Below are 26,697 nucleotides of genomic sequence, written 5' to 3'. Positions count from 1 at the left end.
TATTAACTATCCTGAACTTGACTTTTATAATCCATGATTAAGTGGTATGGTTTACTCGTAAATATACACGGTGCTTCTACCTTTGCCAGACAGAAAAAAACCAAGTTCTGGACCAAGAACAAAACAACAACGTAAGCGCAGGTGTTGGCGGCAATATAAAGAACCAAAGAAATGCAGAAATGAAGTGATGGATTGATTGGGAAAAAGAGAAAAAATAAAATCAATTAATTAACCTTCTAGAAAAAATCGTAAACCAAGACAATACAACATGAAGTGAATGGATCTAAGGTTAGTTATTCTTGTTGTTGTCATGTTAAAAGGATGTGGAGAAAATGGGGAAATTGAAAGACAGTGCCCGAGTACTTATCTTGTTATCTGCGGCAGTTGTTTTACTAAGTGTGAAGTCCTTCCTGGTTACCCCGTCTGGTTATGAAACGCCATCATATCTTAAGGAAAACGCAACCGAAGGTATAGAGAACGAAAGAGAAAATGTTGGAATTGGTGTTACGACAGATAACCCAGAATCTACAAAAGTAGGGATGGATGTTTTAAAAAGAGGAGGCAATGCCGTTGATGCGGCTATTGCTATTTCCTATTCTTTAGCTGTTACAGAGCCCTCAGCTTCGGGGATTGGCGGTGGCGGTTTGATGCTTATTCATCCGCCGGAAGGTTCTTCGAAGGAGCCTGTCGTGTATGATTACCGAGAGACAGCGCCTAGTGAAGAATCGATGCCAGATTCCAAGGTTGGCATTCCTGGTTTTGTAAAGGGAATGGATGAAGTTCACAAAGATTATGGCACGGAGTCTATGGAAAATTTAATGAAGCCGGCCATTTCTCAAGCCAAAAACGGTGTGAACGTTTCGAATAACCTTCACTTACGTTTAAGCGATGCCGGCTACAAGGTTCAGGGAGATAATATCGAGAAATTCTTTCCAAATGGTAAAACAATAAAAGAAGGAGCTAAACTCAAACAGCAGGAACTAGCAGAAACGATGACAGAAATAAGTAAGAAAGGTCCTGAAGCATTTTATCAAGGCGAGATTGCAGAGAATCTGGAAGAAAAAACAGAGATTAGTAAAGACGATTTACGAGAATATGAGGTTAATAAAACAGAGCCCATTAAAGGGAATTTTAAAGATTTTAATGTTCTCGCCCCGCCTCCTCCAGCTGGAGGGGTCATGCTTGTGCAGTCCTTGCAGGTAGCGGAACATTTAAATCTTGAAAATAAAACCGAGAACCAAGCCGATTTTATTGAAAGTGCAGGAGAAATCAATGATAAAACGTATGCGAACCGTTATGATAATATTGGTGATCCAGCATTCGTTGATGTACCTACAAACAAATTAATTAGTGAAGAATATACAAAAGAACTTGCTGGCGACGTTTCATCGGATGAACTTGATGAAGAAAATGTAACAAAAGGGGAAAAGGATAAGGATGGAAATACGACTCATTTTGTGGTGGTAGACCAAAACGGAATGATGGTTTCCGTCACGAATACTATTAGTGATTACTTTGGTTCTGGGCTATACACGAATGGTTTTTTTCTAAATAACCAATTAGATAATTTCACACGAAGCGATGACTCGCCAAATGAATACGAACCGGGTAAACGTCCTTATAGTTACATTTCACCGACTATTCTCACCAAAGACGAAAAACCTGTTATCGGTATCGGAATGGCGGGAGGGAGACGCATTACTCCCGTGTTAACACAAGTGTTAAGCCGGCATCTGCTCTTTGACATGCCTATCCAGCAAGCAATAGACGAAAACCGTATCCATAAAAACCTTGACGAAAAAGAAATATATTTAGAAGAAAGATTTCCAGAGAAAACAAAAAAAGAACTTGAAGAACGTGGCTATTCTCTTAACGAAAGACAAACTCCTGAATATTTTGGCAGTGTACAAAGTCTTATCGTGGATTATAAGGAGGATAAAGTTTACGGCGGCGCCGAACCAAGACGAAATGGGGAATGGAGTATTCGGTAAAGGAGTAGAAGAGATACGTAAGCGAAGTAAAATTTTAATAAGTATTGGAGGAGCTGTCACATAACCAGCGCCTCCTTTTTATTTGTTTCGTTTGTCACACGGACATTCGTTCCGCTATTTAGGTGTACACTTTCTTGACAGAGGTACAGAAGAAGAATGATTACATTTAGTCGTCTTTTGACTCTTTCAATTCATACAATGGCACTTCTTGAATAATATTAGGCTGATCAATGGGATGAATACGAGCGGTTTCATTTCTTTCTATAACTTCGTCAATATAAATGGGTCTTTCATCGTGTGTCACTTCGATCATCTCGGGTGCATGGAAGATTTCTTTAGCACGTTCTTTATTCATACGTAATGCCCTCCTTTAAATTTGTAGTTATAATTTTCGCCTGAGCCCCCATTAATATGCATTTCTCTTAAATCTCAGTAGATATAGCTGTCCTTTGTACAAACACCACTTCCTTATACACGGCGTTTATCCGGGCAACATAAAACTATGTGATTATTTATATAATGTAAATAAAATTCAAAAGAAATTGTTGCAAGTTATGAACCAGCTGCTTATGGCAGAAATATTATCCATAGAGGAGTGAGAATTTCGCTAACGGGGTTATAAAGCGTTATTAAATTCACTAGTGAAGGAATTGCGGTAAAATACTACTTAAAACAAGCTTCTATTTTATTTAATGAAAGAAGAGATGGTTTCCTTTATAGAAATGGGGGGGATAAGGTATGAATTTGATGGAAGTAAAAAACGACCTAGCTATAAAAAGCAAAAATGGTATAGGGTTTTTAATAGCTGGCATGATTGTTTGGACAGTAATAACAGTAATTTTTTTTCAGCCATTAGGAATCCGGGAGAAAAATATCTACTTGTTTATTGCAACAGGCTTAACCTTCCCATTGGCAATCATTATTTCGAAAGTAATAAAAGCTGATTGGAAAAACAAAGACAATCCGTTAAGTAGATTAGGATTATACTTAAACCTGGCACAATTCATGTATTTTCCTATAATATTATGGGCTTTTCTCACGGATCCCGAGAACATGGTTTTATTTTTTGCCATTATAACTGGAGCACACTTTTTCCCATATGGCTGGCTTTATCATGCAAAACCCTATTTTTTTACAGCACCTGTTATTTCTATTTTAATGTTGTTCTTTGGCCTCGCATTCGCTGGTGAAAGCTTGTGGCTTCTTCCTTTTACTATGGCCGTCATTCTTCTAATATTAAACATTTTGCTTTATATAGACTACAAGAAAAAAGTCCATGTTACTGCTAAGGAAGCAGAGAACCTTAGTATTGATAGGTAAAGGTACCTGACTGCCATCGTGAAAATCTTTGGAAGCAGGTTCTTTATTTATTTTCATTTCTAATCTTTGCTTTCCGAAAACCTATGATGGAATCGTAAACAACTGTTGCTGTGACTGTTAAAACAATAATCCATAGTATCGTATAGGAGAATGTTTCCAATTGGCTCATGGATAAATGTAATCGTTCTGAAAAGCTGGTAATGAATGACGGTTCAAACAAATTTCGTAGACTTGCGGCAATGATAAGAAAAACGACAAAGCTTAGGTTAAAGAAAGCATTAAAACTTGCAAGTATTCAACTCCATTGAGCTTTTATCCACTTATAAACGACCAGCCCGCCCTTTAGGATAATCAAAAAAATAACAAAAGGCAGATAGGAAAGCAAAACGTCTTCTTTGAAGATTGGTGTCTTAAGAATGCCGATAATACCGGCTGCAGTAAAGTAAACAACAGCAGCAATAACTGTCCAAATGATACTCATAAAAATGGAAGCCTTGGATATAAATTTTTTCCTTGGTATAGATACGACATGTCGTAAATCATTAGGAGTCCAAGACTTTCCTGATACTCCGGAATAATTTTCGCCCAACCGTTCGAGCAATACAAAAACAAGCATGCACCAGGAATAATACATGGGCCGTGATATCAAGAACGGCACCGATTATCTCTCCACTAATCGTCGTTAGCATGGTAAAGAGTTCAGCTTCCCAGTATAAATCACCATTATACCTGTAACTGCCATAATGAGTGCATTGACTAATAACACAAACCCTACTACTTTTAACGACGCCAAAAAAAGTCGTACACTTGCTGCCCAAATAAGGATGAAGGCCGCTCGCGGTACTGCCTGGCAAGTGCAGCCGGGTCACCAAACCTTGAAAGCACCTCTTTCACATCCTCTTCTGTATAATCCTCTGGCAGCATATCTACGATCGTTGACTCTAATCCAAGCGCAATGTCATCTTGGATTTTTGGGGGCAGACGACGTGTGACCTCATGGATATATTTATTAATCATCTTCATTATTTTCTTCTCCTTTCAATAAAACATTGAGTTCTTGAGTCGTCTTTTCCCATTGGATTTTTAGCTCGTGAAAAATTTCTTCGCCATATAGACTAAGCACATAATACTTACGTGGCCGGCTTTCTGAGGTGTCCCAGCTGCTTGTTACCACCTTCTGTTTTTCTAAACGACGTAACAAGGGATAAAGGGTGCTTTGATCAATTTTTAGTCCGTGATCTTCCAATCGCTGGACAAGGGAGTACCCATACTGCGGACTTTTCAGTTGACTCAAAACCGCTAAGGTTAGAGATCCTCGCCGCAATTCGGTGGTGAGTGAATGTAATATATCCCCCATTAATTCACCTCTTTTCTTTATACTGTATATCATACATTATTATAAAATACATAACAATGTGCATTGTATAACAATTAAATCTATCTACCGGATTATTGTAAGATGAAATAATAAATTGAGTAAATTTCAATTAATTTGAAATAATTGGTATTGAGGAAACAATGAGGAAAAATGAAAAATATAAGGATGAATGGAGATGAAAGCATGAAAACAAAGCTTATGCATTCCCGAGCAAACGTAAAAGAGTTAAGCAAATCTATTAGTGGTGGAGGAGCTATTTTCTACCGCTTATGGGAGCAGAAAATTTACTATACTAGACTTGGACGGTAACGAATTGGGATTTGTTCAAGATTATTCGGATTCATAATTTCTTCATTATGAGATATCAATAGGAGTCTGAGACGCTTTCCCTTTCCCATAAAGCGTCTTTTTTTATTTAATAAAAATGATTGATCAAATCTACAAAGATATAAATAAAGGAAAGTTCCATATTGAACGGCTCCAGCCTTTTTTCTTTATTTCTGCCGAATCGTCTATATCCGTATGGGTAGTGATGTATATGCTAATTAAGAATAAAGAAAGGAGAGGTAAAACATGGGACGTAAAAATAGAAGTTCTGAAACAGAAAGTATAGATAATCATGAAATGGAACGATCCAAAAAGAAAGACAGCTGCGTATTGGATGCAGTAGTTAAGATAAAAGAAGCTCAAGACGAGGCGGATAAGAGGGGAAGATGTAGAAACAGCTGCATTGACAGCTTATTAAGCCCGATCGGAAATAACAATGGATTGGATACGATACCATTTACCCTTCAAAACAAAAGTGGAGAATACTTCCATGCAACGGGAGGTATTGGTAGAAATGATTGCTTTCAAACTGTCTTTTTCCGTGTAGAGAAAGTGGATAAATGCAGTGGTTGTGCTACTTTATCTTTACTGCGCCCGGATATGGGCCCTGATTTTGACAAATGCTGTGTAGACCCCGCTTCTTTATGCGACATTGTTGAGCTTGAGCGTACGAGGGATTGCATTACAGTGGATCTTGATTGTTTCTGTGCGATTCAATGTCTTGATCCGGAGCTTTTAGAAGCTGATATGAAAAAAACACGCCACTATTAACAATCTACACAAAAAAGAGGCAGGATAGGAGCAAATCTTACGTCTTTACCTGCCTTTCCTTTTTTAAATTGTTGTTTTAAAAAAGGCGCCCTTAAGATAGGCGCCCTGTTCAAGCACTTAAGCCTGTTTAACCATGTTGGATATTTAAAGAAAGATGTAATGGAAAATGTATATTTATGGCTAGTAATGGCATATTTACAAAACTTCTATTTACGCTGAGCTCGGTGGAGAATATGACTTCGATCAAAATTTCTTAATGACGATTCAGATGCAACCGGAACAAATTCATTTCTATCATTTTCGGAGTGATTTTGTTTCGCTAATGATTTATAACGAATATGAAATTCTTCTTCGTATTCTGGCACTTCTTCTTCGGATGGTGATTGATTCATACCGGCAATCCAGGTCTCAAGTTTAAAGGTTCCTCTATCAATAATTTCACAAAGGTCGTCAAGCGTTTCAATCATCTCATTTAAGCAATCCAACCCATTTCTTAAAATAATACCTTTTTGTTTCGCTTTTTGAACAGAATGCTCCATCTTGTACGACTTTTCCTTATAACGAAATTCTACCACACAGCTGACGCGGTCCCAGTTGAAATTATAATTTTCAATTTTCAAACGTTTCATGACCTTTGCAAGCTTTCTTTCACACATACTTTGTTCTTTATAAGGCACCCATTTTAACATACTATTCCACATACCATTCCACATACCATTCACCTTCCTTCTGTATTTTTGCCAAGGTTTGCAATGCGGTTTACCTTTTATTATAGCTTTCTACGAAATAAACAAAATCCCTGTAATAATCGTTTTACAATTGTCGACGTTTTTTTACCAAGGGAATAAAAAGGAGCAAGGGATAAGGAATTTTCGGTTTTTAAGGATTTTTAATGGAATTGTTTTGGAGGTGCGAAATCATGAAAGCTCATCCCATCGATGGCGTTGCTCAGCTTATGGCTGCATCCCTTCTATATTTACCAGGGGGGGACCCATGCTGAATGGGCGCTATAAATCTGTAGGGAGCATCTCGACCGGCATTTTTAGACGCGATTGCAAGATCCTTTCCTGCCCTAAAAATGATCACTGCTCGTATGGGTCATCCTTGGGTCAATGAATGTAATCTATCAAATAGGGGGGAGAAAAGATGTCAATACATCATAAAGTTACACTCATCACAGGAGCCGGTTCTGGTATCGGTAAAACGAATGCTCAATTGTTTGCCTTAAAAAGCGCAAAAGTAATATTATTTTAAAATTAAGAAAAACAGAGTATTGGAAAGATATACTTGTTTTATTAAATTGGATAGATTCTCATAGAATAAGTTATTGTTTGATCTTTTAGTATTTTAATTGTAAATTAAGTTTGTTTGATGTCAAAATTTGGCGAAAAGATTAGGTTTAGGTATTTTCTATCTATCTATCTGCCTGGCAGACAATCTATTCTTCAAGGAAAATGGCTGCCAAGGATAGGAAGTACTGGACTAATAATATGAAAAGAGGGGGAACGATAGGATGAAAGTTTACTCAAAGTCTATCTTGACTGTATTAGCTGTTATAGGGCTTTCTGGCAGCGCAGCATATCTAGCAGTGGATAAAAACGCAAAAGCTGAAGAAGCGCAGCCGGTGGAAGAAGAAAAGGAAGCGTATCAACATCCATCAAAGAGTATCGGTTTTTACATAGGTAAGGAAAGAACAGAGGACGGGTCCACCATCTTAGCTGGTTTTGGCCATGAACCATCCAGTCATTGGATTGATATTGTACCAGCCCAAGAACATGAAGAGGGGGCTACCATAGAAGTAGGTGCCACCGAAGAAGCGAGGCTTCCAGGGGAACTAACCGAAATTCCTCAAGTGAAAGAGACCAGTAAATACATTAGTTCTAGTTATTCAGAATTTGCTGGTTTTCCTCCACCATTGACCAACGGTGGATTGAATGAACACGGTGTAGCAGCTCGCGACATTTGGTCTCCTTCCCGGGAAGAATTGGTAGAGATGACACCAGATCCGCAGACTGGCCCGCAGTATAGTGACCTTGCCAGGATTGCGATGGAAAGAGCTACATCAGCGAGGGAGGCTGTGGAAATCATTGGCGGACTCATCGATGAATACGGCTTTACTACCTACGGCGGCAACTCGCATTTATTTGCAGATGAAAACGAAGGCTGGATATTAATCAATTATGCCGGCGGCCAGGGACTGTGGGCTGCTAAGCGTCTTGGCTCTGATGAGATTCGTGTTTCTTATCCCGGCTATATTAATGAATTTGCAGTCGATTTTGAGGATAATGAAAATTATATGGCTTCTAGCAACCTATTAGATTTTGCAGAAGAGCAAGGTTGGTGGGAACCAGATGAAGATGAAGAATATGTAGATCTTCAGGAAATTTATGGTACTCCTTTTCCTGGAGAAGGAGTGAGTAATGAGGACGATCATTATACAGCCGCCCGAATGCCCCACGAAAGGGAAGAGGAATTAGAGGAAATGGGAGAGCTCAGTTTAGAAGATATGATGGCTCATGTAAGGGATCCGCGCTGGTCCAATGATTTTTCTGGTTACGGTCAAGTCGCTCATATCCGGCCTGATGTAGAAGATGAATTACAGACATTGTGGCTTGCCACAACGGGATCTATTACTACTCCTTATGTGCCGATCCCTATTGCTACAGAGGAAGTGCCGCCAGAATTCCTGCAGCACCGTTATATGACAAAGGATGCTGACAGTGATTTTTTAGCAGAGGAGTATGCTCATCAAGAAGCCACACGTTCAGCTGTACGTCAATTTAAGCGCCTTATGTACTATACATGTGAACATCCTAAAGATTTTTTGCATGATGTAATCGGTGAAATTGAAAGTTTTGAAATGGAGATGCTTGCTGAACGTGATGAATTGGAAGCAGAGGCACAGGCACTATATAAAGCAGGTAAAGATAACGAAGCTCAGGAGCTTATTACGGAAAATGTACAAAAACGACTGTTGGAAAGCCTTGATCTTGGAATGGAATTGACCATTAAAGTCGAAGAAGAAACGAGGGAACGCTATGGCATCCGTTTGCCAGAAGGATCAAACAGTAAAAATGGAGAAACTACTCCGGCTTCGAGTAAACAGATGACTGGCGGCAATAAAGTTACTTGCTACGCCCCGGAACTGGATGAGTATCCGCGGGAATTTGGAATTTACAGTGAAGAAAACGAAGAACCTTCAGATATCCCGAATTTCAGTGATGTTACAGAAGGACATTTTGCGTATGATTCCATTAAACGACTGGCTGCAGAGGAAGTTATCAAAGGATATAGTGATGGAATGTTTCGCCCGAATGATGAAATTTCACGCGAGCATGTTGCTGTGATGCTTACAAGAGCCTTTGAATTAGACACTAGCGATGTTCCAGACCTTCCAGGTTCGGCAGGGGTATCTAAAGATCACAAGTATTATGATGAAATAGCTGCTATGTATGAAGAAGGCTGGATGGGACTAGGGGATGAAGGGTTCCGTCCGGATGAAATGTTAACACGCGGACAAATGGCTCTCGTGTTGCAACGGGCCTATGATTTACCGGTGGAAGAAACAGAAGCAGAATACAGAGATGTCAGCGAAGACCACTGGGCTTATGAAGGCATAGCTGCTATCACTGTAGCAGGTATTGCAGATGGATATGAAGAAGATAATACTTTCCGTGCATCTAATCCTACTACAAGAGCTCAATTGACTGTCTTTCTTGATTCAGATGAATATTTTTCTAAAAGTTATTAATGAAGAAATTCTATAAGAACAGGCCTTCGTGCTGCCCTGGTGGTGGTGAGGGGGTCTTTGTGTTTGGATGAGGAGGTACATTCGTTATTTTTCCGACTCGGCACATTAAAGCAAAAAGCCAAGATGTTATTCTCAGCTTTTTAAGGTTTCGTTATTTTTTTGTCTTTCCAAGGCTAAATGAATGAGTGTATTAATAAGTTCAGGATAGGAAAGGCCGCTTGCTTCCCATAATTTAGGAAACATGCTCAGTTTTGTAAAACCAGGGAGTGTATTGATCTCATTAATAATCAATTTTTGGTCCGGGGTCATAAAAAAATCGACCCTGGCCATACCCTCACATTGTAAAGCTTTAAACGCTTTTATTGCTTCTTTTTGGATTCTGCCGGTAGTGTCTTTATCAAGGTCGGCAGGAATAATTAATTGTACCCCATCTTCATTGATATATTTGGCTTCATAAGAATAGAAAGATTGTTTATTTGCTATTTCTCCGGGTATAGATGCAATTGGCTGCTCATTTCCTAATAATGCGCACTCTATTTCTCTACCTGCTATTGCTTCTTCGACTATAATTTTGTTGCTATAGCTAAAAGCATTTTCAATTCCCTGATAGAATTCTTCAGCTGTTTCCGCTTTACTTATCCCGACAGAAGATCCTTGATTGGCTGGTTTTATAAACAATGGGGTATCTAGCTTCGCTTTTACTTCTCTAAAATGGATAGTATTCTTTGTTTCTCTTGTGAATGTTAAGGAATGAGCTACCCGTAGTCCTGCATCCCGGAGCAGACGTTTAGTGAAGTCTTTATCCATGCATACAGCCGAAGCTAAAACACTAGGTCCGACAAACGGTATATTAACAAACCGCAATAATCCCTGCATACTGCCATCTTCTCCTAAACCGCCGTGAACCAAAGGGAAAAGGACATCCACTTTTTCAATTGGAGAAGCATTTGGCAGCTTAAGAAATGGACTTCTCTTTTCCCCAGGAATGATTGCAATGCGCTTGCCTGTATTCGATAATTTTATCATGTTAGGTTCATTGGTATTTAAAAGACACGTTTCTATGTTATCGCACAGAAACCAATTTCCTTCTTTTTCTATTGCAATAAGAAAAACGTCATATTTATCTTTATCGATAGCTTCATAAACACTTTTTACTGACTGCAAAGAAACCTGATGTTCCGATGAATTTCCCCCAAAAAGCAGCCCTACTTTTTGTTTCATCATGACCCTCCTTTCTATCTTTTTTTAGCCTTTAGACCATACTTTTTAATAAATCTTGCCGTTTCTTTCATTTTCATTTGAGAAGATCCTTTTATTAAAAAGACAGTGTCAGAAGAGAGATAGCTTTTTAACTTTTTGTGTAGTTGTTTACGGCTGGTATATGCAAAAATGTTTTCGGGAGGATATCCATGGTTGATAGCTCCTCTTTTTATTTCCTTCGCTTGTTTTCCATAAACAAAAATCCTGTACATATTTTTACCAGCTAAATACTTTCCTACCTCTTGATGCCCTCTCTTAGAGTACTTTCCTAATTCCAACATGCTGCCTATAACAGCTATTTTTTTCTTGTCTTCCCCCAATTTTACGAGGACATCCGTTGCTGCTTTAACTGCTTGAGGGTTTGCGTTAAAGGTATCATCTAATAAAAGAGATCTATTAGGTAAAGAAGTGACATTTAATCTTCGCCTGCGGGGTTTAAATTTTTTCAGCCCTGTTCTTATTTCACGTGGGGAAAAACGCAGCTGATGGGCAATTGCAATAGCAAACAGCGCATTGATTACATTGTGCTCGCCAAAGGTAGGAAGAAAAAAGCTTTCTAATTTACCATTTAAACGAACGTTAAAAGTCATCCCCTGTTTGGAATATTGAAGATTTTCAGTTTGATAATCAGCTCGATTTTTTATCCCTATGGTTAGAAGCTTTCCTTTAAATGACTTTGTAGAAAGAAGTTTAGAATTTTTATCATCTTCATTTAGCAGCAATGTTCCGTTCGGATTCATATATTTAATCATTCCGGATTTTGCTCGGACGGTTTTTTTTATGCTGTTTCCTAATCTCCCATAATGGGCTGTTCCGATATTGGTAATAACCCCAAAATTAGGTTTAATATAACGAAAATGCTTATGCCCTGCTGCCATTTCTAAAATGACTGCTTTATGATACGGCTTAATCTTTTCGGAATTTTCCTTTGTGTGTTTCGGCAGATTCTTCGTCCCGGGAGTTTTCAATACATGTTTCCACTTGGTTCTAAAAATGTAGTAGATAAGTGCAGTGGTTGTTGACTTGCCGGCACTTCCTGTTACACCAATGGCAGGAATTTTAGGAATGATAGGTGCCATACAATTCCCTCCCTAAAGAGTTTTATCATTTCTATGTATCTTATTTTTGTAAATAGAGCTTGTGCAATGAAGGTCCCTAGTTTCATAAAAAAAGGCCTTCCTAACTATATAGCGATAACAAATAAATCAGCCGTACTGTATGAAAAAGATAGGGATTCACCAACGGCCATCGGCCCTAACTTATTCAAACAGCAAAGAATATTATGGAAAATAGAGAAGCAGTTAATAGATTTTTAGATGATAAAAATAGGAGACGAAAAAACGTAAGAAGGGGGAGAAAAATGAAGAAAGGGAATCGGCATTTTCTTTTGATTCCTGGGCTTGGTTACCACGACGGAACAGGTAAAGCAGGCACAGGTTATTCCTGATATGAGTCCAAGAGAAAACGAATTCCAACGTTTGATTGCTCTTGTCTCTTCAAAAATTAGTAAACTGGGATTTAAATCTTTATGAGCAATTTTTACACTTTGAAAATTTTCATGTTTTTCGCTTCACCCCAACTATTCAGACGCTTCATGCATTAAACGCTGCCTTGAAAGAATTCTAGAAGCAGGGGTAGGCAAAAGATATGAAAGGTATACCCGCTCTTGGAATGTACTAATGAATGGTTTAAAAAAGTAGGGCTATCGCCAGTAGTAGCACTCGAGTATCATTCCAAACTTGTAACTGCAATTTATGAGCCAGCCAAGGACTCCTATACATTTGAAGGTATGCATGAGTTTTAGCCAAACACGGAATCATCATTTACCGAGGAAAACTGACTCCTGCAGATCCTTTCGCATCGCAAATATTGGGGCTGTTACAGAAATAGAGATCCAACAATGTTTGAATATTTTGGAAAAATATCTAAACACCCCACCCTATAGCGAATAGACCTTCATCGGTCAGAGGGGAGGTCTCCTATCGTTTATAATAAATCCTCTAACGATTACTAGGGTCCCAAGTGATCCATAGCTTAATAGTTTTCTTTATGGCATAATTTCATTAGTAATAAATAAAAAAGGAAAAAGTGTCATGAATAAAATAAATGAAATTCTTTCGCAACTACTCTCCTTTCTTATTGTACTACTTGCAACCTTTACTTATTTTTCTCCTATTCATTTGGATACTGCTTCATGGGTGCCAAGTGTGCTTCTCGGAGTAGTCATTTTCTTTACGGGCCTTTCTATGAACATGGAAGCTATCAGGGGGATAGGCAGTAAGAAAAAAGAAATTTTCATAGCAGCGTTATTAAAATGGACCCTGACGGTACTAATATCTATTGCATTAGCGAATCTCTTCTTTACTGCGGAGTCTGAAATAGCCGCAGGGATTATCTTGTCAGGGACTGTTCCAAGTGCCACTGCAGCAACCCTTTATACTTTTTTAGCTGGTGGAAATACCGCTCTAGTTATTGTGGGATCCCTGTTAGATACAGCAATAAGTCCTGTAGTCACGGTATTGGCAATGATGAGCATACCGAGAAATCAGGTTGTAATTACGTTTATTGATTTATTTCAATCATTTTTGCTCATTGTGATCCTTCCTTTATCATTAGGGATATTTATTCAACGTGTGTGGCCCAAGTCCGTAGACTATTCAAAAAATATGACCAAGTTTGGTTCATCTCTATCTCTTTTATTAATCGTTCATATCATTGTGGGAGAGGGAAAAGAGGCTGTTGCAACTCGTTTGGATGTTGTTCCTTTAATGGTTGGAGTCATTCTTATTCAAGTATTGCTGCCGATGGCCCTGGCTTATTATATAGCCAAAAAATGGCGCACAGCCGAAGAAGATGCCCGAGCTATTCTCTTTCATGTTGGTCTGTGCAATACCGCGCTGGCTGCTATTTTAGCTTTCGAATTCATAGGAGAGCTTGGTGCAGTCCCTCCAATTATCAATACGATTATTAATCTATCTCTTGGAGCGCTGGTCTCTAACTATTTTCGAAACAAAAAGTAGACTTATTATCTGTTTCCTAGATTATTTGATTTCATTCGAAACAATTATTAATACTGTCATTACTTTTTCACAGGAGATATTAGTGGTATCCCTGCTCATAAATATTTTTGTTGTTCTGGACACCTCGAAATTTGCCCGAATGAAGCGCAAAGTATTGGAAGCTTAATAAAAAATTGCTATTCCACTTACTGCTGATACAATAGATAGAGTATACCATTATCCTTTAAAGGAGTTATTTATATGATTATTCAATTCATTCGTTATCGATAAAGACTGGGAAAGTTTTATAGCGGATTATTGCCCTATTTTTAAAATAACGAATGAATGAGGTGAGCACCTTGACAAAGTTAAACAAGCGAATGCAGCGTGCACAGTTTGTAAGTAACGTTGAGTCGATTTTTCAATGTCCTCATTGTGGTTCTTCCATGCAGGTTATGGAATTGGCAAGCCTCGTTTGTTCAAACCAGCATAGCTTTGATTTTACGAAACAGGGCTATGTTAATTTGACTAGTCAGGCTGTAAAAACAAAATACAGCAGAGAGCTTTTCGAAGCACGGCGAAAGATTATCGATAGTGATCGTTTTTTTGTGCCATTAACTGAAACCCTCGCAGAAGGGATAAATCGGTATGCACCTGCAAAAAAAGAGAACATATTCATTCTCGATGCGGGCTGCGGAGAAGGTTCACTATTCTCCCGTATTTGCGATTTTGTTCTTTCCAGATTTCATAGATACGTCACAGGAGTTGGAATGGATCTTTCTAAAGAAGGTGTACGAGAAGCATCGAAACAGCACAGCGGTAAAGTCTGGACCGTGGCTGACCTGGCAGCAGCACCGTTTCAAAATGATCAGTTTGACGTTATTTTTAACATCTTATCTCCTTCTAACTACGCAGAATTCAATAGGTTGTTAAAAATGGATGGTATCTTGATAAAAGTTGTACCGCAGCAACAGTACTTAAAAGAATTAAGAAAATCTTTCTTTCATGAATCAGAGAATAATCCTTATTCTAATGCAGAAACAGTGGATCATTTTAAAAACAATTTCCATGTTATCAACCATACAAATATACATTATAAAATAAACCTTAATCATGCATCTCTTCAAAACCTAATTAAAATGACACCTTTAACATGGGACATACCTGATAAACATGTTCGTTCTTATTTAAACAAGGTTTCCACTCAAGATATAACCGTTGATTTAGATGTTTTCATTGGGAAGAAAAAGTAATAGAAAATGCAAAAGGGGTTGTCTCGGAAATAAGGAATAATCCTTTTTCTTGCTTGCTCGATGCTTGTCCTTTTTTCGCTAGGCAACAATTTTAAAGCCCGAGACATAAGAAAGAAAGATAAAGCATGAAGACCGAAAGCAGAGATAGAGAGGAAAGGCAGTAACTAAGCAAGTACAGCTGAGATAAAAATGGAAAGTTGAAAATTTTATAATATAATTTAATGATAAAAGATGCAGGTTTAGGAGGGGGGAGGAATGAGTTCATCAAACAAGGACAATGTGCGTACACAGTTTGGAAGCAATGCTGCTCACTATGTGTCAAGTTCCTGGCACGCTGGAGGAAAAGATTTAAAGAAATTAATCGAGATTGCACAGCTCAATGGAACAGAACAAGTCTTGGATGTAGCAACTGGGGGAGGCCATGTCGCAAATGCAATGGCTCCTTTCACCCGGGAAGTGACGGCCTTTGATTTAACCTCAGAAATATTAGCTGCCGCAAAAGCATTCCACCAAAAAAATGGTCGCAGCAATGTAAAGTATATCCAGGGGGACGCCGAAAAAATACCTTTTTCGGATAAGGTGTTTGACGTAGTAACCTGCAGGATTGCTCCGCATCATTTTCCTAATTTAAACGCATTTATATCGGAAACATCTCGCGTATTAAAAGAAGGAGGCCAATTCCTGCTTATTGATAATACTGCACCAGAAGCACAGGAATTGGATGAATTTTATAATGAAGTGGAAAAAAGAAGAGACTACAGCCATTACAGGGCATGGAAAAAGTCGGAGTGGATCAAGTTTATTGAAACAGCAGGGTTTGAAATAGAAGAGTGGCACCGTTTCCCTAAAACCTTTATATTTGATGATTGGTGCAGCCGAATGAATCTTTCAGACGAAAAGAAAACATCGTTAGCTCAATACATGTTAAATGCTGCTCCTGTGTGCCATAAGAAATTTAACATAGTAACAAAAGGTGAAACGGTTTATTCTTTCCAGGGCGAATCTATTCTTTTAAAAGCCCTAAAGCCATAAATGATTAATTATTACTGCTGTTCGTTGATGCTGCAGCAGATGCAGTAACAGTGGCAATCATTACGGCCTGCTGGGCCTGAAGGATCGACTCTAGTAACAGACTCGTTTCTGCAAGCCCCGTTTGTTCGATTCGTTCGTTCACATAAAAGCTGACAGCCATCATAACATTCATGTCTTTTTGCCATTTAAAGTATTTAATGGCATTCAGCTCTTCGTACATCTCCCGGATGGTTTTTTCATCTCGAATAGGTCAGAAGGAAGCAAAGCAAGCATGCCGATTACAGGGTAATACATTGTTTTCGGCTTTATTCTTTCTTGTTTAAACGCATGAAAAACATCTACCGCCCGTTGAACGAGCGTCTGGTGGTTTTCCTGGCTGCTCAAAGAAAGGATGTGGCTTAAAAATTGCAAATCGTTGCCTTTACTAAAGCCATTTTTGCTTAATTGTTTATAGAACCTTTCAATATGTTCGATCATCCCGGGTCGCTTTTCCAAAGCAAGCAGCACTGCAAGCGGATAATCGCTCGTACCGGTTAAAAAGGGATGTTCTTTTTTCATGCCTTCATAAATATCGCTTGTTTTCCCAACGATTTTCTTGGTGTCCAGGTCAGAATGGTCCTGGGTTAATAAAGTGGAAGCGGCTAAATACGTATTAACTCCGCTTTTAAATGTGGCATTTCTAAACGTTTTATATAATTTGAAAAGCTCGGTAATTTTTGCTTCTGGAGTTTCCGTCTTCACTCCAATAGAGCAGCCGTTGTAAATCGTGGATATGATTTCATAGAGGAAAACATGCCAGCACGCTTTTTAATCTGATCTGCAAGCTGCATCATTCTTTCGAAATGAAAAGGTTTATCGTTCATCACATACATTGAAGCAATCGTCATCAAAATGCGTTTATCCGTTACTTTCCATTTCATCTCTTTTTTCAGCTTCTCATATATCTCTACGAATTTTTTAATTTTTGCTGAACTCAATGTTACTTCCCCTCTCTCGTTTTCTTGTATTTTTTACGATTGAAAACTATATTGGTTTCAATCGTTCATTAGGATAGTATTGTCTTTTTTTGTGAATCCTGGAACCCCGTACAATGATAATTCTAATCACGTGTTGAATCTTGAATCCAATATCAAATATCTTTATACTGAAGAAAATAAGATGAATATGCCGGGGTGAAAAAATGGAGCAGTTTCGCTTAACAGATGAAGATAGGGCAACACTACAATATAGAGTTACTACGAAACTACGAGAAGCTATTTTAAAGGGACAATTTAAGGTAGGAGAACGTCTCATTCAAGAAGAATGGGCAGAGAAGCTTGGAGTCAGCCGAATGCCGATTCGTGAAGCAATCAGGCAGCTGGAAGTAGAGGGATTAGTTCGAACAGAACCCCGCCGCGGAGCTATTGTTACACCAATTTCTGTGGAGGACATTGAAGAAATTTATCAGTTAAGGGCTTTGTTAGAAGGACAAGCGGTTGAAAAATCCTTACCGAATTTAGGTAAAGAAGAAATTAAGGATTTAGAAAGCCTATATGAACAAATGATTTCATTAGAAGCAAGTGAAAAAGATGTAGAAGAATACATGGAATTAAATGCTCATTTTCATAAGATTTTGAGAGAAGGATGTCCTTGGCGACGTATTCATGGAATTATTGAAACACTTTGGAAGGGAATTCCTCCGTATACACCAAGCCTGCTTTCCAACCATTTAGAGGAATCTCATCAAGAACATTATTTAATGGTACAGTATGTGAAAGAAAATAAACCAAAACAACTAAGAGAAACGATGGAGAAGCATATTTTAAGGACTCAGGAATACCTCATCCGGTTTGTTATGAAACATAAACAAGATTAATAAGTTAATATTTAAATGTGTGAAACTGCCCGAACTTCAGATGAACAATCAATAATCTGAAATTCGGGTTTTTATATATTACTCCCTTAAAAATAAAGAATATTCATAGTTATCTGATTCTCACATCTAAAATACTATGGACAAAAGATATTGTATCCAGTATCCTGTAAATATAAGCAGGTTAGTTTAAAGTAATTTGAGGAAAATTGAGGAGGGAGAGGCTATGGCAGGTCCTTTGCAAGGAATTCAAGTCATTGATATTACAACCAATATTTCTGGGCCGAGTTTAACAATGATTCTAGCTGACTTAGGGGCAGAGGTAATTAAAATCGAACGCCCGGATATCGGTGATGATTCTAGAAAAATGGGTCCACTGTGGGAAGGAGTAGGTGTTTATTACTTAAATATTAACCGAAATAAAAGATCCATCGTTATTGACATTAAAAGTGACGAAGGAAAAAGCTTAATCTATGATTTAGTCAAAGATGCAGATGTGTTCGTAGAAAATTTTCGGTATGGAAAAGCAAAGAGTTTGGGGTTTGGCTATGAAGATTTGAAAGCGCTTAACGATAAATTGATTTACTGCTCTTTATCAGCCTATGGCCAAACAGGGGATAAACGCAGTAAACCAGGCTATGATGCGATCGTGCAGGCGGATACTGGAATTATGGGTATCAATGGTTCTGAAAACGGGGATGTGGCACGCGCCGCTGTGTCGATACTTGATCAGGGGAGTGCCATGTGGGGAGCGCTCGGAATTGTTTCTGCTTTATACCATCGTAAAAATACAGGTGAAGGACAAAAAGTAGAAACTTCGTTATATGAAACTGGTGTTTTTTGGATGGGGTATCATATGTTAGCTTATATGGCTACAGGAAATGAACCTAAAAAAATGGGATCTAATCATGCATCTTTTGCTCCTTATGGTGCCTTTAAAACAGCAGATAACCCCATCATGATTGGGATCTCAAATAACTCATTATTTGCAAGGTTATGTAAGGTACTCGGAAAAGAGGAATGGATTGAGGATACACGTTTTTGTACAAACATAGATCGTGTGAAAAACCGAGAAGAATTAAATTCATCCATTGAAGAGGTTTTTAAAACCAAATCTGCTCATGAGTGGATTGATATGTTGGAAGATGGAGGCGTGCCGAGCTCGGTAATTGAAAAGGTATCTTCAGTTATTACAAATCCACAAACAGCGAACACCAAGATGATTACAGGAGTAAATCATCCAAAAATTTCTGATTTAAAACTTCCCCGTTTACCTTTTCAATTATCTAATACACCGTTAGAAATTAAAAAATCACCACCGTTGCTTGGGGAAGATACTGTAGCAATTTTACAGGAAAGGGGAGTCGATCAAGAAACCATTGATCAATTAATTAATAAAGGAATTATACAAAGGTGAAGCAGGTATTTTCGTTTTAAAAAATTTTTAATTATTTATTTTAATAATCTTAAGAGTATTAATGAGGAGGTTTTTTATTTGAACAAAGAAAGATTTGAACAAGGACTTGAAGTAAGAAAAAGTGTGTTAGGGTCTGAATACGTGGATAAGTCTATTCAAAACGCTACGGACTTTAATCGAGACATGCAGGAATTAGTAACTGAGTATTGCTGGGGAGAGGTATGGACCAGGTCGGGGCTTTCAAAAAAAACGAGAAGTATGCTGAATCTTGCTATGATTACAGCTCTGAATCGTCCGCATGAACTTAAACTGCATGTGCGGGGAGCTTTAAATAATGGGGTTACAAAGGAGGAAATTAAAGAAATATTTTTACAAACTGCAATATATTGCGGGGTTCCTGCTGGAATTGACAGTTTCCGAACAGCTCAAGAAGTGTTTAATGAATTAGAAGATGAATAGGAACTAAAATATAATCGAAAAAACCTAAAGTGGTTATGGAAAAGAGTAACTCTAACGCTGAACCTGACTGCTTTAGGATTTTTTTTATGGAGTCAAATGGTGAAAGAAATAAGGTCACCAGCAGTAGTAACTGATAAGACCGTACGGTTACTATAAGAGTTCAAACTCCTTTTAATTATATTAAGGTAGTTAAATGAGAAGTTGAGAAAAGGTCTCTATCTGAATCCTCATCTTTCAGCAGGTCAGTGTTACAGAAAGATTGCGGCTGCAGATTGGTTCATCATAGTTTGTATGATAGAGGATCCGTTCAAACTAAAAAATAAAAATAGAGCCACCCCTTTGGGACAGCTCTGTTTCACCGGTTTATCCTTCCCCATGCTCTTCATTTGACTCCCTGGCAGCCTCAATTACGTCAGAGCCAATATCTTCTTCAAATTCTTCATAAATTGGTTCTAAAGCGTCACGGAATTTTTCGATTTCTTCAGGGGACAATTCTGTAATTTCGACTTCTCCACGTTCTTTTATTGTTTCAAAAGCCTCTTCATTAAGAGTGATTGCTTCTTCACGAGCAACGTTAGTGCCTTCTTCTACACCAGCTTCCACTATTTCTCTTGTAGCTTCATTCATACCTTCCCAAAACTCTATATTCGTGAATATAGCATAGTCAACTCTCGTATGGTTCATCACTGTCATGTAATTTTGAACTTCATCAAATTTTTTCGATTCGATGTTACTGTAAGTGTTTTCTTGTCCATCAACTACACCCTGGTCTAAACTAGTATATAATTCACCGAACGGAATAGATTCAGAACCTGCTCCCATCGTTGAATAAATTTCCTCAAGTACTTGTCCGCCTTGTGTACGAAATTTCAATCCTTGAAAATCTTCAGGTGACGAAATTGGCCTCTCATTATTTGTCACATGTTTCCCGCCATTTGGCCACATATAAAGACCTCTGACTCCATCATCTTCAAGACTAGTTAAAATCTCTTGCCCCTTTTCACCATCCCAGAAATCAAGTGCTGCTTCATCGTTATCGAATAAAAATGGTAAGGAAGGAACGTTAAACTGAGGGTTGTTCCCGACAAACTTTGATAGATCCGGTGCAATAAATTGAACGTTGTTTGCAACTAAGTTTTGGTATTCATCTTTGTCACCAAACAGGGAGCTGTTTGGATAAATTTCAACTGTAATTTTTCCGCCGGATTCTTCTTCAATGTATTCTTTCATAGTAAGAGCACCCTGATGCTTTGGTGTGTTTTCAGCCACAACATGAGAAAATTTAATAGTGGTTTCTTCTATATCACTGTTTTCTCCTTCTGAATCAGCACCTTCAGTAGAATCTTCACCGCCGCAAGCTGCTAATACAATGATAAGCATGAATGTTAATAAACCCAAGATCTTAATCTTCATTAATAATCCCCCTTAAAATTTTAATCAATTGTAATAAGTCTTCTCCAATATTTATCTCTTCACTAAATCACCTCCTAAAACAGCAGCCAAAAGCCTCGAAGTATTTGAAAGGGCTTACATTTAAACCAATAAAAAACAGGCTAAAGTTTAATATATAGACAAAAAATTTTGAATAACAAAAAAATCTGAAATTTGCTTCGTGGCTTTTGGATACGAAATCTATTGCATATTATCATGTTTACTGATAAAAGTAAATGTTTATTGATATTTTTTTATTTTTAAAATTATTTGACTTGTTGAAAACTCATATGTATATTATGATGTAATTTATAATGTATCCAAAATACAATAAGAGGAGTGAGGGGGCTCAACTACGATGGTTCACCCAATAATATTATTTTATGAAACTAATATAAAATCAATAAAAGGTGGTGGGTTGAAAATTTTAACTAAAATTGAAAACGCTTTCGCAGCACTGTTTTTTCTTGTAGGGATTGGGATTAGTTTATATTCTGTTTTCATGCGTTACGTGGTAGGACAATCACAAAGCTGGGCAACCGAGATCTTCACGATGATGCTTGTATGGGCGATTTTCATAGGTTTTTCTACGGCTCTTCGAGATGATTCTCATATTGCCATAGATATTTTATACGACAGGGTACCAGCTGCCGTACAAAAATTATTTGAAATTATCACGGTTCTGGCGGGAATTGGTTTTAGCATCTTTTTTATAGTGGCAGGAATCGACATGACTTCGACCGCTTATAACCAAGGAATTAACACCATTGATGTTGGTTTTCCGATATGGATTAATTACTTAATCATGCCAATAAGTGGAGTCCTATTATTGATTCGTTTTATTGAAAAAGGTGTCAAAATTTTCGTGAATAACAAGCAGTCAGAAAACGAGGAGGGAGCATAATGGAGACATTACTATTAATTTGCATATTATTTGCCTTTGCTTTCCTGCGTGTTCCGATAGCCATTAGTTTGGGCTTAGCTAGTATTATCTCATTGTGGTTAGTTGACTTTTCTATTAATAGTGTTGTTCAAAAGATGTTTTCTGGCGTAAACAGTACCACGTTAATGGCCATTCCAGGGTTTGTGTTTGCTGGGTTAATAATGGCAAGAGGTGGTATTGCGAAATATTTAATAGATTGTATCCGCTCATGGATTGGCCATACAAAAGGCGGCCTGTCTATTGTAACGGTAGTCACATGTATGATCTTCGCAGCAATATCAGGATCCAGTCCTGCAACGGCCGCGGCTATTGGAGCCGTTATGATCCCGATGATGGTGAATGCAGGCTATGAGAAAAAATACGCGATGGGGTTGGTTGCTACGGCTGGAACTCTTGGCATTTTAATTCCACCGTCTATTCCACTCATCCTCTATGGTTCGGTTTCTGAGCAGTCGACGGGCAAATTGTTCTCTGCAGGAATTATTCCCGGTTTGCTATTAGGTGGCGTGTTAATTATTTATGCTATTATCGTTGCGTATCGAAAAGGCTACGGTGGCTTAGAAAAAGTTCCAATGGCTAAACGGTGGAGACCCACTTTTAAAGCCATTTGGGGGCTTTTAATGCCTGTATTCATTCTAGGAGGTATTTACACAGGCGTGGTGACTCCAACGGAAGCGTCGTTTGTGGCAGTACTGTATGCATTAGTTATTTCCGTTTTTGTTTATAGGGAAATGGATTTGAATATGTTCAAAAAAATATTAATTGAATCCATTAACACCACAGCGATGATTTTCTTTATCATAGCAGCTGCCCTGGTGTTTGGAATGTTCTTAACAACAGAGCAGGTTCCGCAGTCATTTGCAACCTGGGTAAGCGAAAGCGGGTTTAATAAATGGATGTTCTTGCTGATTGTAAGTTTATTGTTTTTTGTCCTTGGTATGTTTTTAGAACCAACTGCTATTATCTTGATTACGCTCCCAATCTTTTTACCAATATTAGCAACGTTAGATATAAATGTATTTCATTTTGCAATCATTATGGTTGTCAATATGGAGCTTGGAATGATTACTCCTCCGGTCGGTTTAAACTTGTTTGTGGTAAGCGGGATAACCAAAGAAAAAGTAGAACAAGTCATACGGGGAGTACTTCCTTTTTTCGTTTTATTCGTTTTCGTTTTAATATTAATCATTGTATTTCCAGAAATTTCGTTATTTCTTACTGAATAATCGTTGAGTTCCAGTGGATGGGAGGAATGTAGGTTTGGAAAGATCTTATCTATTTGTACCGGGTAACAAGCCAGAAAGAATTAATAAAGCCTTAGATAGTAAAGCGGATGCTGTCATTATAGATTTGGAAGACGCAGTGGCCGTCGATGCAAAGACAGAAGCGAGACAACAGGTGGAAGAACAATTAAAAGGACTTGGACCAGTGTCCAAAAGCCTGTTTTTAAGGATAAATGATATTAATACTCCTTTTTGGAAGGAAGATATGAAACTAGTAAAAGATTTTTCTCTTACAGGAGTAATGATGCCGAAAGCACAATCCTCCGAAGAAGTCTGCGAAATAGCAAATGAGCTAACAGAAGAGCAAGTTATCATACCATTAATTGAAACTGCAAAAGGTGTTTCTGCAGCTTTTAACATTGCTGGTTCTTCGAATAAAGTAACCCGGATAGCATTTGGAGCCGTTGATTATTGCCTGGATTTAGGGATTTCCATATCAGAAAACCAAAATGAGCTTCAATACCCACGATCGGTCATTACGGTTGCTTCAAGGGCTGCTAATATTGAGCCGCCAATTGATACGGTTTTTGTGGATATTTCAGACGATGAAGGGTTAAAAAAAGAAACAAAGCGGGCGAAGCAGCTAGGGATGTTTTCAAAATTGTGTATTCATCCTCGCCAGGTTGGAATGGTAAATGAATTATTTTCTCCCTCCTTGAAGGAACAAAGATGGGCCAAAAAGGTAATCACATCATTTGAGAAAGCAGAAAACGAAGGTGTAGCAGCCATTCAGGTCGATGGAATAATGATCGATTATCCAGTATATAAACAAGCTATCGCCATTGTTCAACGATCGGCAAATAATTGATAAATAAGAGCGGCTGTTCTCGTAGGAGATTTTCCTGCAAAGCAGCCGTTTTTGTAAGATTCGAGAATAAAGAAAAAGAAAACATTAAAAGTCTAATGAAAACGTAAACGGAGAAAGATAAAACCAGGCACTAAATAATAAATATTTAGTTTAGCAAGAGTATGTAAATCAAGCTCAAATGTATATTGAATCATGGATCCAATACCCGCAATAATAAAAACGTTGGGACAATGATGTTAAGAAAGATATAAATAATGTTCAATCTCATCACACCTTTGTTTAACGTAGATTAATAGAATATATCATATTGTCCGTAAAATTAAAAAAGTTATAAATATATAGACAAATTATTTTGGATACGATATCCTGAAAATGAAAGGGCTTAACTTTTAATTTTGAAAGTGTCGGTAAATAAGAAAAGACAAACTACGGCATTTAGAATTGGTGACAAGACAAAGGAGGGCTAATATGAATTGGCCGAGGTCGGTGAAAATCAATGAAGTGGTCTTACGTGATGGATTACAGCTTGAACAAAATATTTTATCGGTAGATGCAAAGAAGCAAATTGCAGAAGGATTAGTAAACGCCAATATAAAAACGATGGAGTTTGGCTCATTTGTTCATCCAAAGCTCGTACCGCAAATGGCTAACAGCTCGGAATTATTTTCGGAATTAAAAAAATTAGATGATGTGAAACTTATTGCCTTAATTCCAAATTTAAAGGGAATACAAAAAGCAAAGGAAGCAGGAGTAAAGCAGCTTAACATAGTATTCTCAGCAAGCAATACACATAATTTGCAAAATATTCGCCAAACAACGGATGATTCTCTTAAAAATTTTAAGAAAGTGAAAGAGGTTTGTGACCAGCACCATATAAAGCTGGATGTCTCCATTGCTACCACGTTTGGATGTCCATTTGAAGGAGAGGTCACAGAATCTAGAATTCACTCCATTATCGATCAGCTAGTTGACGCTGGTGCCAATATTATTACATTAGCAGATACTACTGGGATGGCTAACCCAAGGCAAGTGTATAATTTAGTTAAAAGCATTCGTGACAAACACCCGGACCAGCCATTTAATCTGCATTTTCACAACACGAGAGGGATGGGACTTACTAATATTTTAGCAGGGATTAAAGCGGGAATAAAAAGCTTTGATACCGCTCTTGGCGGGCTTGGAGGCTGTCCATTCGCTCCTGGAGCGACCGGAAATGTTTGTACAGAAGATGTTGTCCATATGCTGCATAGTATGGGTATTGATACAGGCATTCATCTAGACCCACTCATCGAGATCTCATCATTACTCCAAAAACTAGTAGAACATGAATTACCAAGCAGTGTACTGAAGGCAGGAAAGTCTGACCGTAAATATCCGGTGCCTTCCCCTTAATAAAACGTTGTCATATGGAAGGGAGAGAAACAAATGGAAGAAAGATGGGAAACTATTATACTTACTCCAGATGAAGATCACACGGGGGTTTATACTTTAACATTAAATCGTCCGCAGGCGATGAATGCCCTTAACACGCAAATGGCCAGGGATTTGATTGATTGTTTTTTATATTTAGAGGACCTAAATGATATTCGCGTATTAATTTTAACAGCACAGGGAGATAAAAGTTTTTGTGTTGGGGCTGACTTGAAAGAACGCAAAGGAATGACAAATAAAGAATGGCAAAAGCAGCACGATATTTTTGAAGAAGCATATGGGAAATTAAGAAATTTTTCATTTCCGGTAATTGCTGCTGTTAATGGTTTCGCTCTTGGAGGCGGAATGGAAATGATGCTAAGCTGCGATCTGCGTGTTATAGCTGATCATGCCAAGATGGGCCTGCCAGAAGTAACACTAGGAATTATTCCAGGGGTTGGAGGAACGCAATTACTGCCCCGGGCTGTTCCCCTAGGGTTAGCAAAAGAAGCTTTATTCAGAGGAAATCAGATGAAAGCAGAACAGGCTAAGGAAATGGGTCTCGCAAATGATGTTGTTCCGTATGACACATTAATGGATAAAACACTTGAAATCGCACGAGACATTGGAAAAAATGCTCCTTTATCGTTAAAATCTATAAAACAGGCCGTTTCCAATGGCTTAGAGACAGATATTAATACAGCTCTAACTATCGAGTTAGATCAGTATTACAAATGTGCCAATTCTGAAGATCGCCAGGAAGGTATTCTAGCTTTTAATGAAAAACGAAAGCCGAACTGGCAAGGCAGATAATAATTTTAAAGATTACTAGTTTAAACGGGGGAGGACTCATAAATGAATATTTTTGTCATTATGAAAAGAACCTTTGATACAGAAGAAAAAATAGTTATTAATGACGGAGTTATTGATGAAGAAGGCGCAGAATTTATTATTAACCCGTATGATGAGTATGCCATTGAAGAAGCGATCGTGCTTCGGGACGAACATGGCG

27 protein-coding genes and 1 pseudogene are annotated in these 26,697 nt (G+C 38.1%); 17 read left to right on the top strand and 11 right to left on the bottom strand.

Going from position 1 to position 26,697, the window contains the following annotated elements; all coding sequences use genetic code 11:
* The first annotated feature begins 332 nt into the window (after window positions 1-332).
* Complete coding sequence (gene ggt, locus ACE1TI_RS18540) at window positions 333-1,991, top strand: gamma-glutamyltransferase (RefSeq protein ID WP_375009030.1); 1,659 nt, start codon at window positions 333-335, stop codon at window positions 1,989-1,991.
* 166 nt (window positions 1,992-2,157) lie between these two features.
* On the opposite strand, the gene ACE1TI_RS18535 is transcribed toward ggt, so the two are convergent.
* A complete protein-coding gene (locus tag ACE1TI_RS18535; RefSeq protein WP_375009029.1) occupies window positions 2,158-2,346 on the bottom strand; it encodes an H-type small acid-soluble spore protein in 189 nt (62 codons plus the stop codon).
* A 383-nt stretch (window positions 2,347-2,729) separates the two neighbouring features.
* Between ACE1TI_RS18535 and ACE1TI_RS18530 the strand changes: the two genes are divergently transcribed.
* A complete protein-coding gene (locus tag ACE1TI_RS18530; RefSeq protein WP_375009028.1) occupies window positions 2,730-3,311 on the top strand; it encodes a DUF7010 family protein in 582 nt (193 codons plus the stop codon).
* Window positions 3,312-3,606: 295 nt separating this feature from the next.
* Here the strand turns inward: ACE1TI_RS18530 and ACE1TI_RS18525 are convergent, their stop codons facing one another.
* The 3 genes from ACE1TI_RS18525 to ACE1TI_RS18515 form a co-directional block, all read right to left on the bottom strand.
* Window positions 3,607-3,969, bottom strand: a complete 363-nt coding sequence (locus tag ACE1TI_RS18525; RefSeq protein ID WP_375009027.1) for a hypothetical protein — start codon at window positions 3,967-3,969, stop codon at window positions 3,607-3,609.
* Window positions 3,970-4,091: 122 nt separating this feature from the next.
* Complete coding sequence (locus ACE1TI_RS18520) at window positions 4,092-4,334, bottom strand: HAAS signaling domain-containing protein (protein WP_375009026.1); 243 nt, start codon at window positions 4,332-4,334, stop codon at window positions 4,092-4,094.
* Window positions 4,321-4,668 (bottom strand): PadR family transcriptional regulator, encoded by a 348-nt coding sequence (locus ACE1TI_RS18515; RefSeq protein ID WP_375009025.1) that lies wholly within the window; start codon window positions 4,666-4,668, stop codon window positions 4,321-4,323. The genes ACE1TI_RS18520 and ACE1TI_RS18515 overlap by 14 nt, the downstream gene beginning before the upstream one ends.
* A 204-nt stretch (window positions 4,669-4,872) precedes the next feature.
* Between ACE1TI_RS18515 and ACE1TI_RS18510 the strand changes: the two genes are divergently transcribed.
* Complete coding sequence (locus ACE1TI_RS18510; protein WP_375009024.1) at window positions 4,873-4,998, top strand: hypothetical protein; 126 nt, start codon at window positions 4,873-4,875, stop codon at window positions 4,996-4,998.
* A gap of 264 nt (window positions 4,999-5,262) precedes the next feature.
* Complete coding sequence (locus tag ACE1TI_RS18505) at window positions 5,263-5,787, top strand: CotY/CotZ family spore coat protein (protein ID WP_375009023.1); 525 nt, start codon at window positions 5,263-5,265, stop codon at window positions 5,785-5,787.
* 206 nt (window positions 5,788-5,993) lie between these two features.
* On the opposite strand, the gene ACE1TI_RS18500 is transcribed toward ACE1TI_RS18505, so the two are convergent.
* A complete protein-coding gene (locus ACE1TI_RS18500) occupies window positions 5,994-6,500 on the bottom strand; it encodes a hypothetical protein (protein WP_375009022.1) in 507 nt (168 codons plus the stop codon).
* 800 nt (window positions 6,501-7,300) lie between these two features.
* Between ACE1TI_RS18500 and ACE1TI_RS18495 the strand changes: the two genes are divergently transcribed.
* Window positions 7,301-9,538, top strand: coding sequence for an S-layer homology domain-containing protein (locus tag ACE1TI_RS18495; protein WP_375009021.1), 2,238 nt, complete (start codon window positions 7,301-7,303; stop codon window positions 9,536-9,538).
* A 132-nt stretch (window positions 9,539-9,670) separates the two neighbouring features.
* Here ACE1TI_RS18495 and ddlA read toward each other — a convergent pair whose 3' ends face one another.
* Together ddlA and ACE1TI_RS18485 are read right to left on the bottom strand one after the other, a co-directional pair.
* Window positions 9,671-10,759, bottom strand: a complete 1,089-nt coding sequence (gene ddlA, locus ACE1TI_RS18490) for a D-alanine--D-alanine ligase (protein ID WP_375009020.1) — start codon at window positions 10,757-10,759, stop codon at window positions 9,671-9,673.
* Window positions 10,760-10,773: 14 nt separating this feature from the next.
* Window positions 10,774-11,877 carry a UDP-N-acetylmuramoyl-tripeptide--D-alanyl-D-alanine ligase gene (locus tag ACE1TI_RS18485; protein ID WP_375009019.1) on the bottom strand — a complete coding sequence of 368 codons (1,104 nt, stop codon included), beginning with the start codon at window positions 11,875-11,877 and terminating at the stop codon, window positions 10,774-10,776.
* A 1,014-nt stretch (window positions 11,878-12,891) separates the two neighbouring features.
* Here ACE1TI_RS18485 and ACE1TI_RS18480 point away from each other — a divergent pair.
* The 3 genes from ACE1TI_RS18480 (at window position 12,892) to ACE1TI_RS18470 (ending at window position 16,082) form a co-directional block, all read left to right on the top strand.
* Window positions 12,892-13,818: a bile acid:sodium symporter family protein gene (locus tag ACE1TI_RS18480; protein ID WP_375009018.1), complete on the top strand. Its 927-nt coding sequence runs from the start codon at window positions 12,892-12,894 to the stop codon at window positions 13,816-13,818.
* A gap of 338 nt (window positions 13,819-14,156) precedes the next feature.
* Window positions 14,157-15,050: a putative RNA methyltransferase gene (locus tag ACE1TI_RS18475; RefSeq protein ID WP_375009017.1), complete on the top strand. Its 894-nt coding sequence runs from the start codon at window positions 14,157-14,159 to the stop codon at window positions 15,048-15,050.
* 255 nt (window positions 15,051-15,305) lie between these two features.
* Window positions 15,306-16,082 carry a class I SAM-dependent methyltransferase gene (locus ACE1TI_RS18470; RefSeq protein WP_375009016.1) on the top strand — a complete coding sequence of 259 codons (777 nt, stop codon included), beginning with the start codon at window positions 15,306-15,308 and terminating at the stop codon, window positions 16,080-16,082.
* A gap of 4 nt (window positions 16,083-16,086) precedes the next feature.
* Here ACE1TI_RS18470 and ACE1TI_RS18465 read toward each other — a convergent pair whose 3' ends face one another.
* From ACE1TI_RS18465 to ACE1TI_RS18455, 3 genes are read right to left on the bottom strand one after another with little or no spacing between them, the layout of a single operon-like run.
* Window positions 16,087-16,302, bottom strand: a complete 216-nt coding sequence (locus ACE1TI_RS18465; RefSeq protein ID WP_483860657.1) for a hypothetical protein — start codon at window positions 16,300-16,302, stop codon at window positions 16,087-16,089.
* Window positions 16,287-16,823, bottom strand: coding sequence for a DUF4003 family protein (locus ACE1TI_RS18460; RefSeq protein WP_375009014.1), 537 nt, complete (start codon window positions 16,821-16,823; stop codon window positions 16,287-16,289). The genes ACE1TI_RS18465 and ACE1TI_RS18460 overlap by 16 nt, the downstream gene beginning before the upstream one ends.
* On the bottom strand, window positions 16,820-17,059 hold the full coding sequence (locus ACE1TI_RS18455) for a DUF4003 family protein (RefSeq protein ID WP_375009013.1): 240 nt from the start codon (window positions 17,057-17,059) through the stop codon (window positions 16,820-16,822). The genes ACE1TI_RS18460 and ACE1TI_RS18455 overlap by 4 nt, the downstream gene beginning before the upstream one ends.
* Before the next feature lie 203 nt (window positions 17,060-17,262).
* On the opposite strand from ACE1TI_RS18455, the gene ACE1TI_RS18450 reads away from it, so the two are divergent.
* From ACE1TI_RS18450 to pcaC, 3 genes are all read left to right on the top strand, one after another.
* On the top strand, window positions 17,263-17,937 hold the full coding sequence (locus ACE1TI_RS18450) for a GntR family transcriptional regulator (RefSeq protein ID WP_375009012.1): 675 nt from the start codon (window positions 17,263-17,265) through the stop codon (window positions 17,935-17,937).
* 223 nt (window positions 17,938-18,160) lie between these two features.
* Complete coding sequence (locus ACE1TI_RS18445; RefSeq protein ID WP_375009011.1) at window positions 18,161-19,351, top strand: CaiB/BaiF CoA transferase family protein; 1,191 nt, start codon at window positions 18,161-18,163, stop codon at window positions 19,349-19,351.
* Between the two features lie 78 nt (window positions 19,352-19,429).
* The gene (gene pcaC / locus ACE1TI_RS18440) at window positions 19,430-19,810 is read left to right on the top strand and encodes a 4-carboxymuconolactone decarboxylase (RefSeq protein ID WP_375009010.1); all 381 of its coding nucleotides are present in this window, start codon (window positions 19,430-19,432) and stop codon (window positions 19,808-19,810) included.
* 363 nt (window positions 19,811-20,173) lie between these two features.
* On the opposite strand, the gene ACE1TI_RS18435 is transcribed toward pcaC, so the two are convergent.
* On the bottom strand, window positions 20,174-21,223 hold the full coding sequence (locus ACE1TI_RS18435; protein ID WP_375009009.1) for a DctP family TRAP transporter solute-binding subunit: 1,050 nt from the start codon (window positions 21,221-21,223) through the stop codon (window positions 20,174-20,176).
* A gap of 376 nt (window positions 21,224-21,599) precedes the next feature.
* Here ACE1TI_RS18435 and ACE1TI_RS18430 point away from each other — a divergent pair, with 376 nt between their 5' ends.
* The 6 genes and pseudogenes from ACE1TI_RS18430 to ACE1TI_RS18405 form a co-directional block, all read left to right on the top strand.
* A complete protein-coding gene (locus ACE1TI_RS18430) occupies window positions 21,600-22,145 on the top strand; it encodes a TRAP transporter small permease (RefSeq protein WP_375009008.1) in 546 nt (181 codons plus the stop codon).
* Window positions 22,145-23,410, top strand: a complete 1,266-nt coding sequence (locus ACE1TI_RS18425; RefSeq protein ID WP_375009007.1) for a TRAP transporter large permease — start codon at window positions 22,145-22,147, stop codon at window positions 23,408-23,410. Before ACE1TI_RS18430 ends, ACE1TI_RS18425 begins: the two co-directional genes overlap by 1 nt.
* Before the next feature lie 34 nt (window positions 23,411-23,444).
* Window positions 23,445-24,275 carry an HpcH/HpaI aldolase/citrate lyase family protein gene (locus tag ACE1TI_RS18420; protein ID WP_375009006.1) on the top strand — a complete coding sequence of 277 codons (831 nt, stop codon included), beginning with the start codon at window positions 23,445-23,447 and terminating at the stop codon, window positions 24,273-24,275.
* Between the two features lie 468 nt (window positions 24,276-24,743).
* On the top strand, window positions 24,744-25,667 hold the full coding sequence (locus tag ACE1TI_RS18415; RefSeq protein ID WP_375009005.1) for a hydroxymethylglutaryl-CoA lyase: 924 nt from the start codon (window positions 24,744-24,746) through the stop codon (window positions 25,665-25,667).
* A 33-nt stretch (window positions 25,668-25,700) separates the two neighbouring features.
* Window positions 25,701-26,498, top strand: a complete 798-nt coding sequence (locus ACE1TI_RS18410) for an enoyl-CoA hydratase/isomerase family protein (RefSeq protein WP_375009004.1) — start codon at window positions 25,701-25,703, stop codon at window positions 26,496-26,498.
* A 42-nt stretch (window positions 26,499-26,540) separates the two neighbouring features.
* Window positions 26,541-26,697: pseudogene (locus tag ACE1TI_RS18405) on the top strand (electron transfer flavoprotein subunit beta); the annotation flags it as partial.

This window comes from Alteribacillus sp. JSM 102045, from assembly GCF_041949975.1.
Lineage (GTDB): Bacteria > Bacillota > Bacilli > Bacillales > Marinococcaceae > Alteribacillus.
The sequence above is the reverse complement of the archived record's forward strand: the minus strand, read 5'-3'. Positions and strand labels throughout refer to the sequence as shown.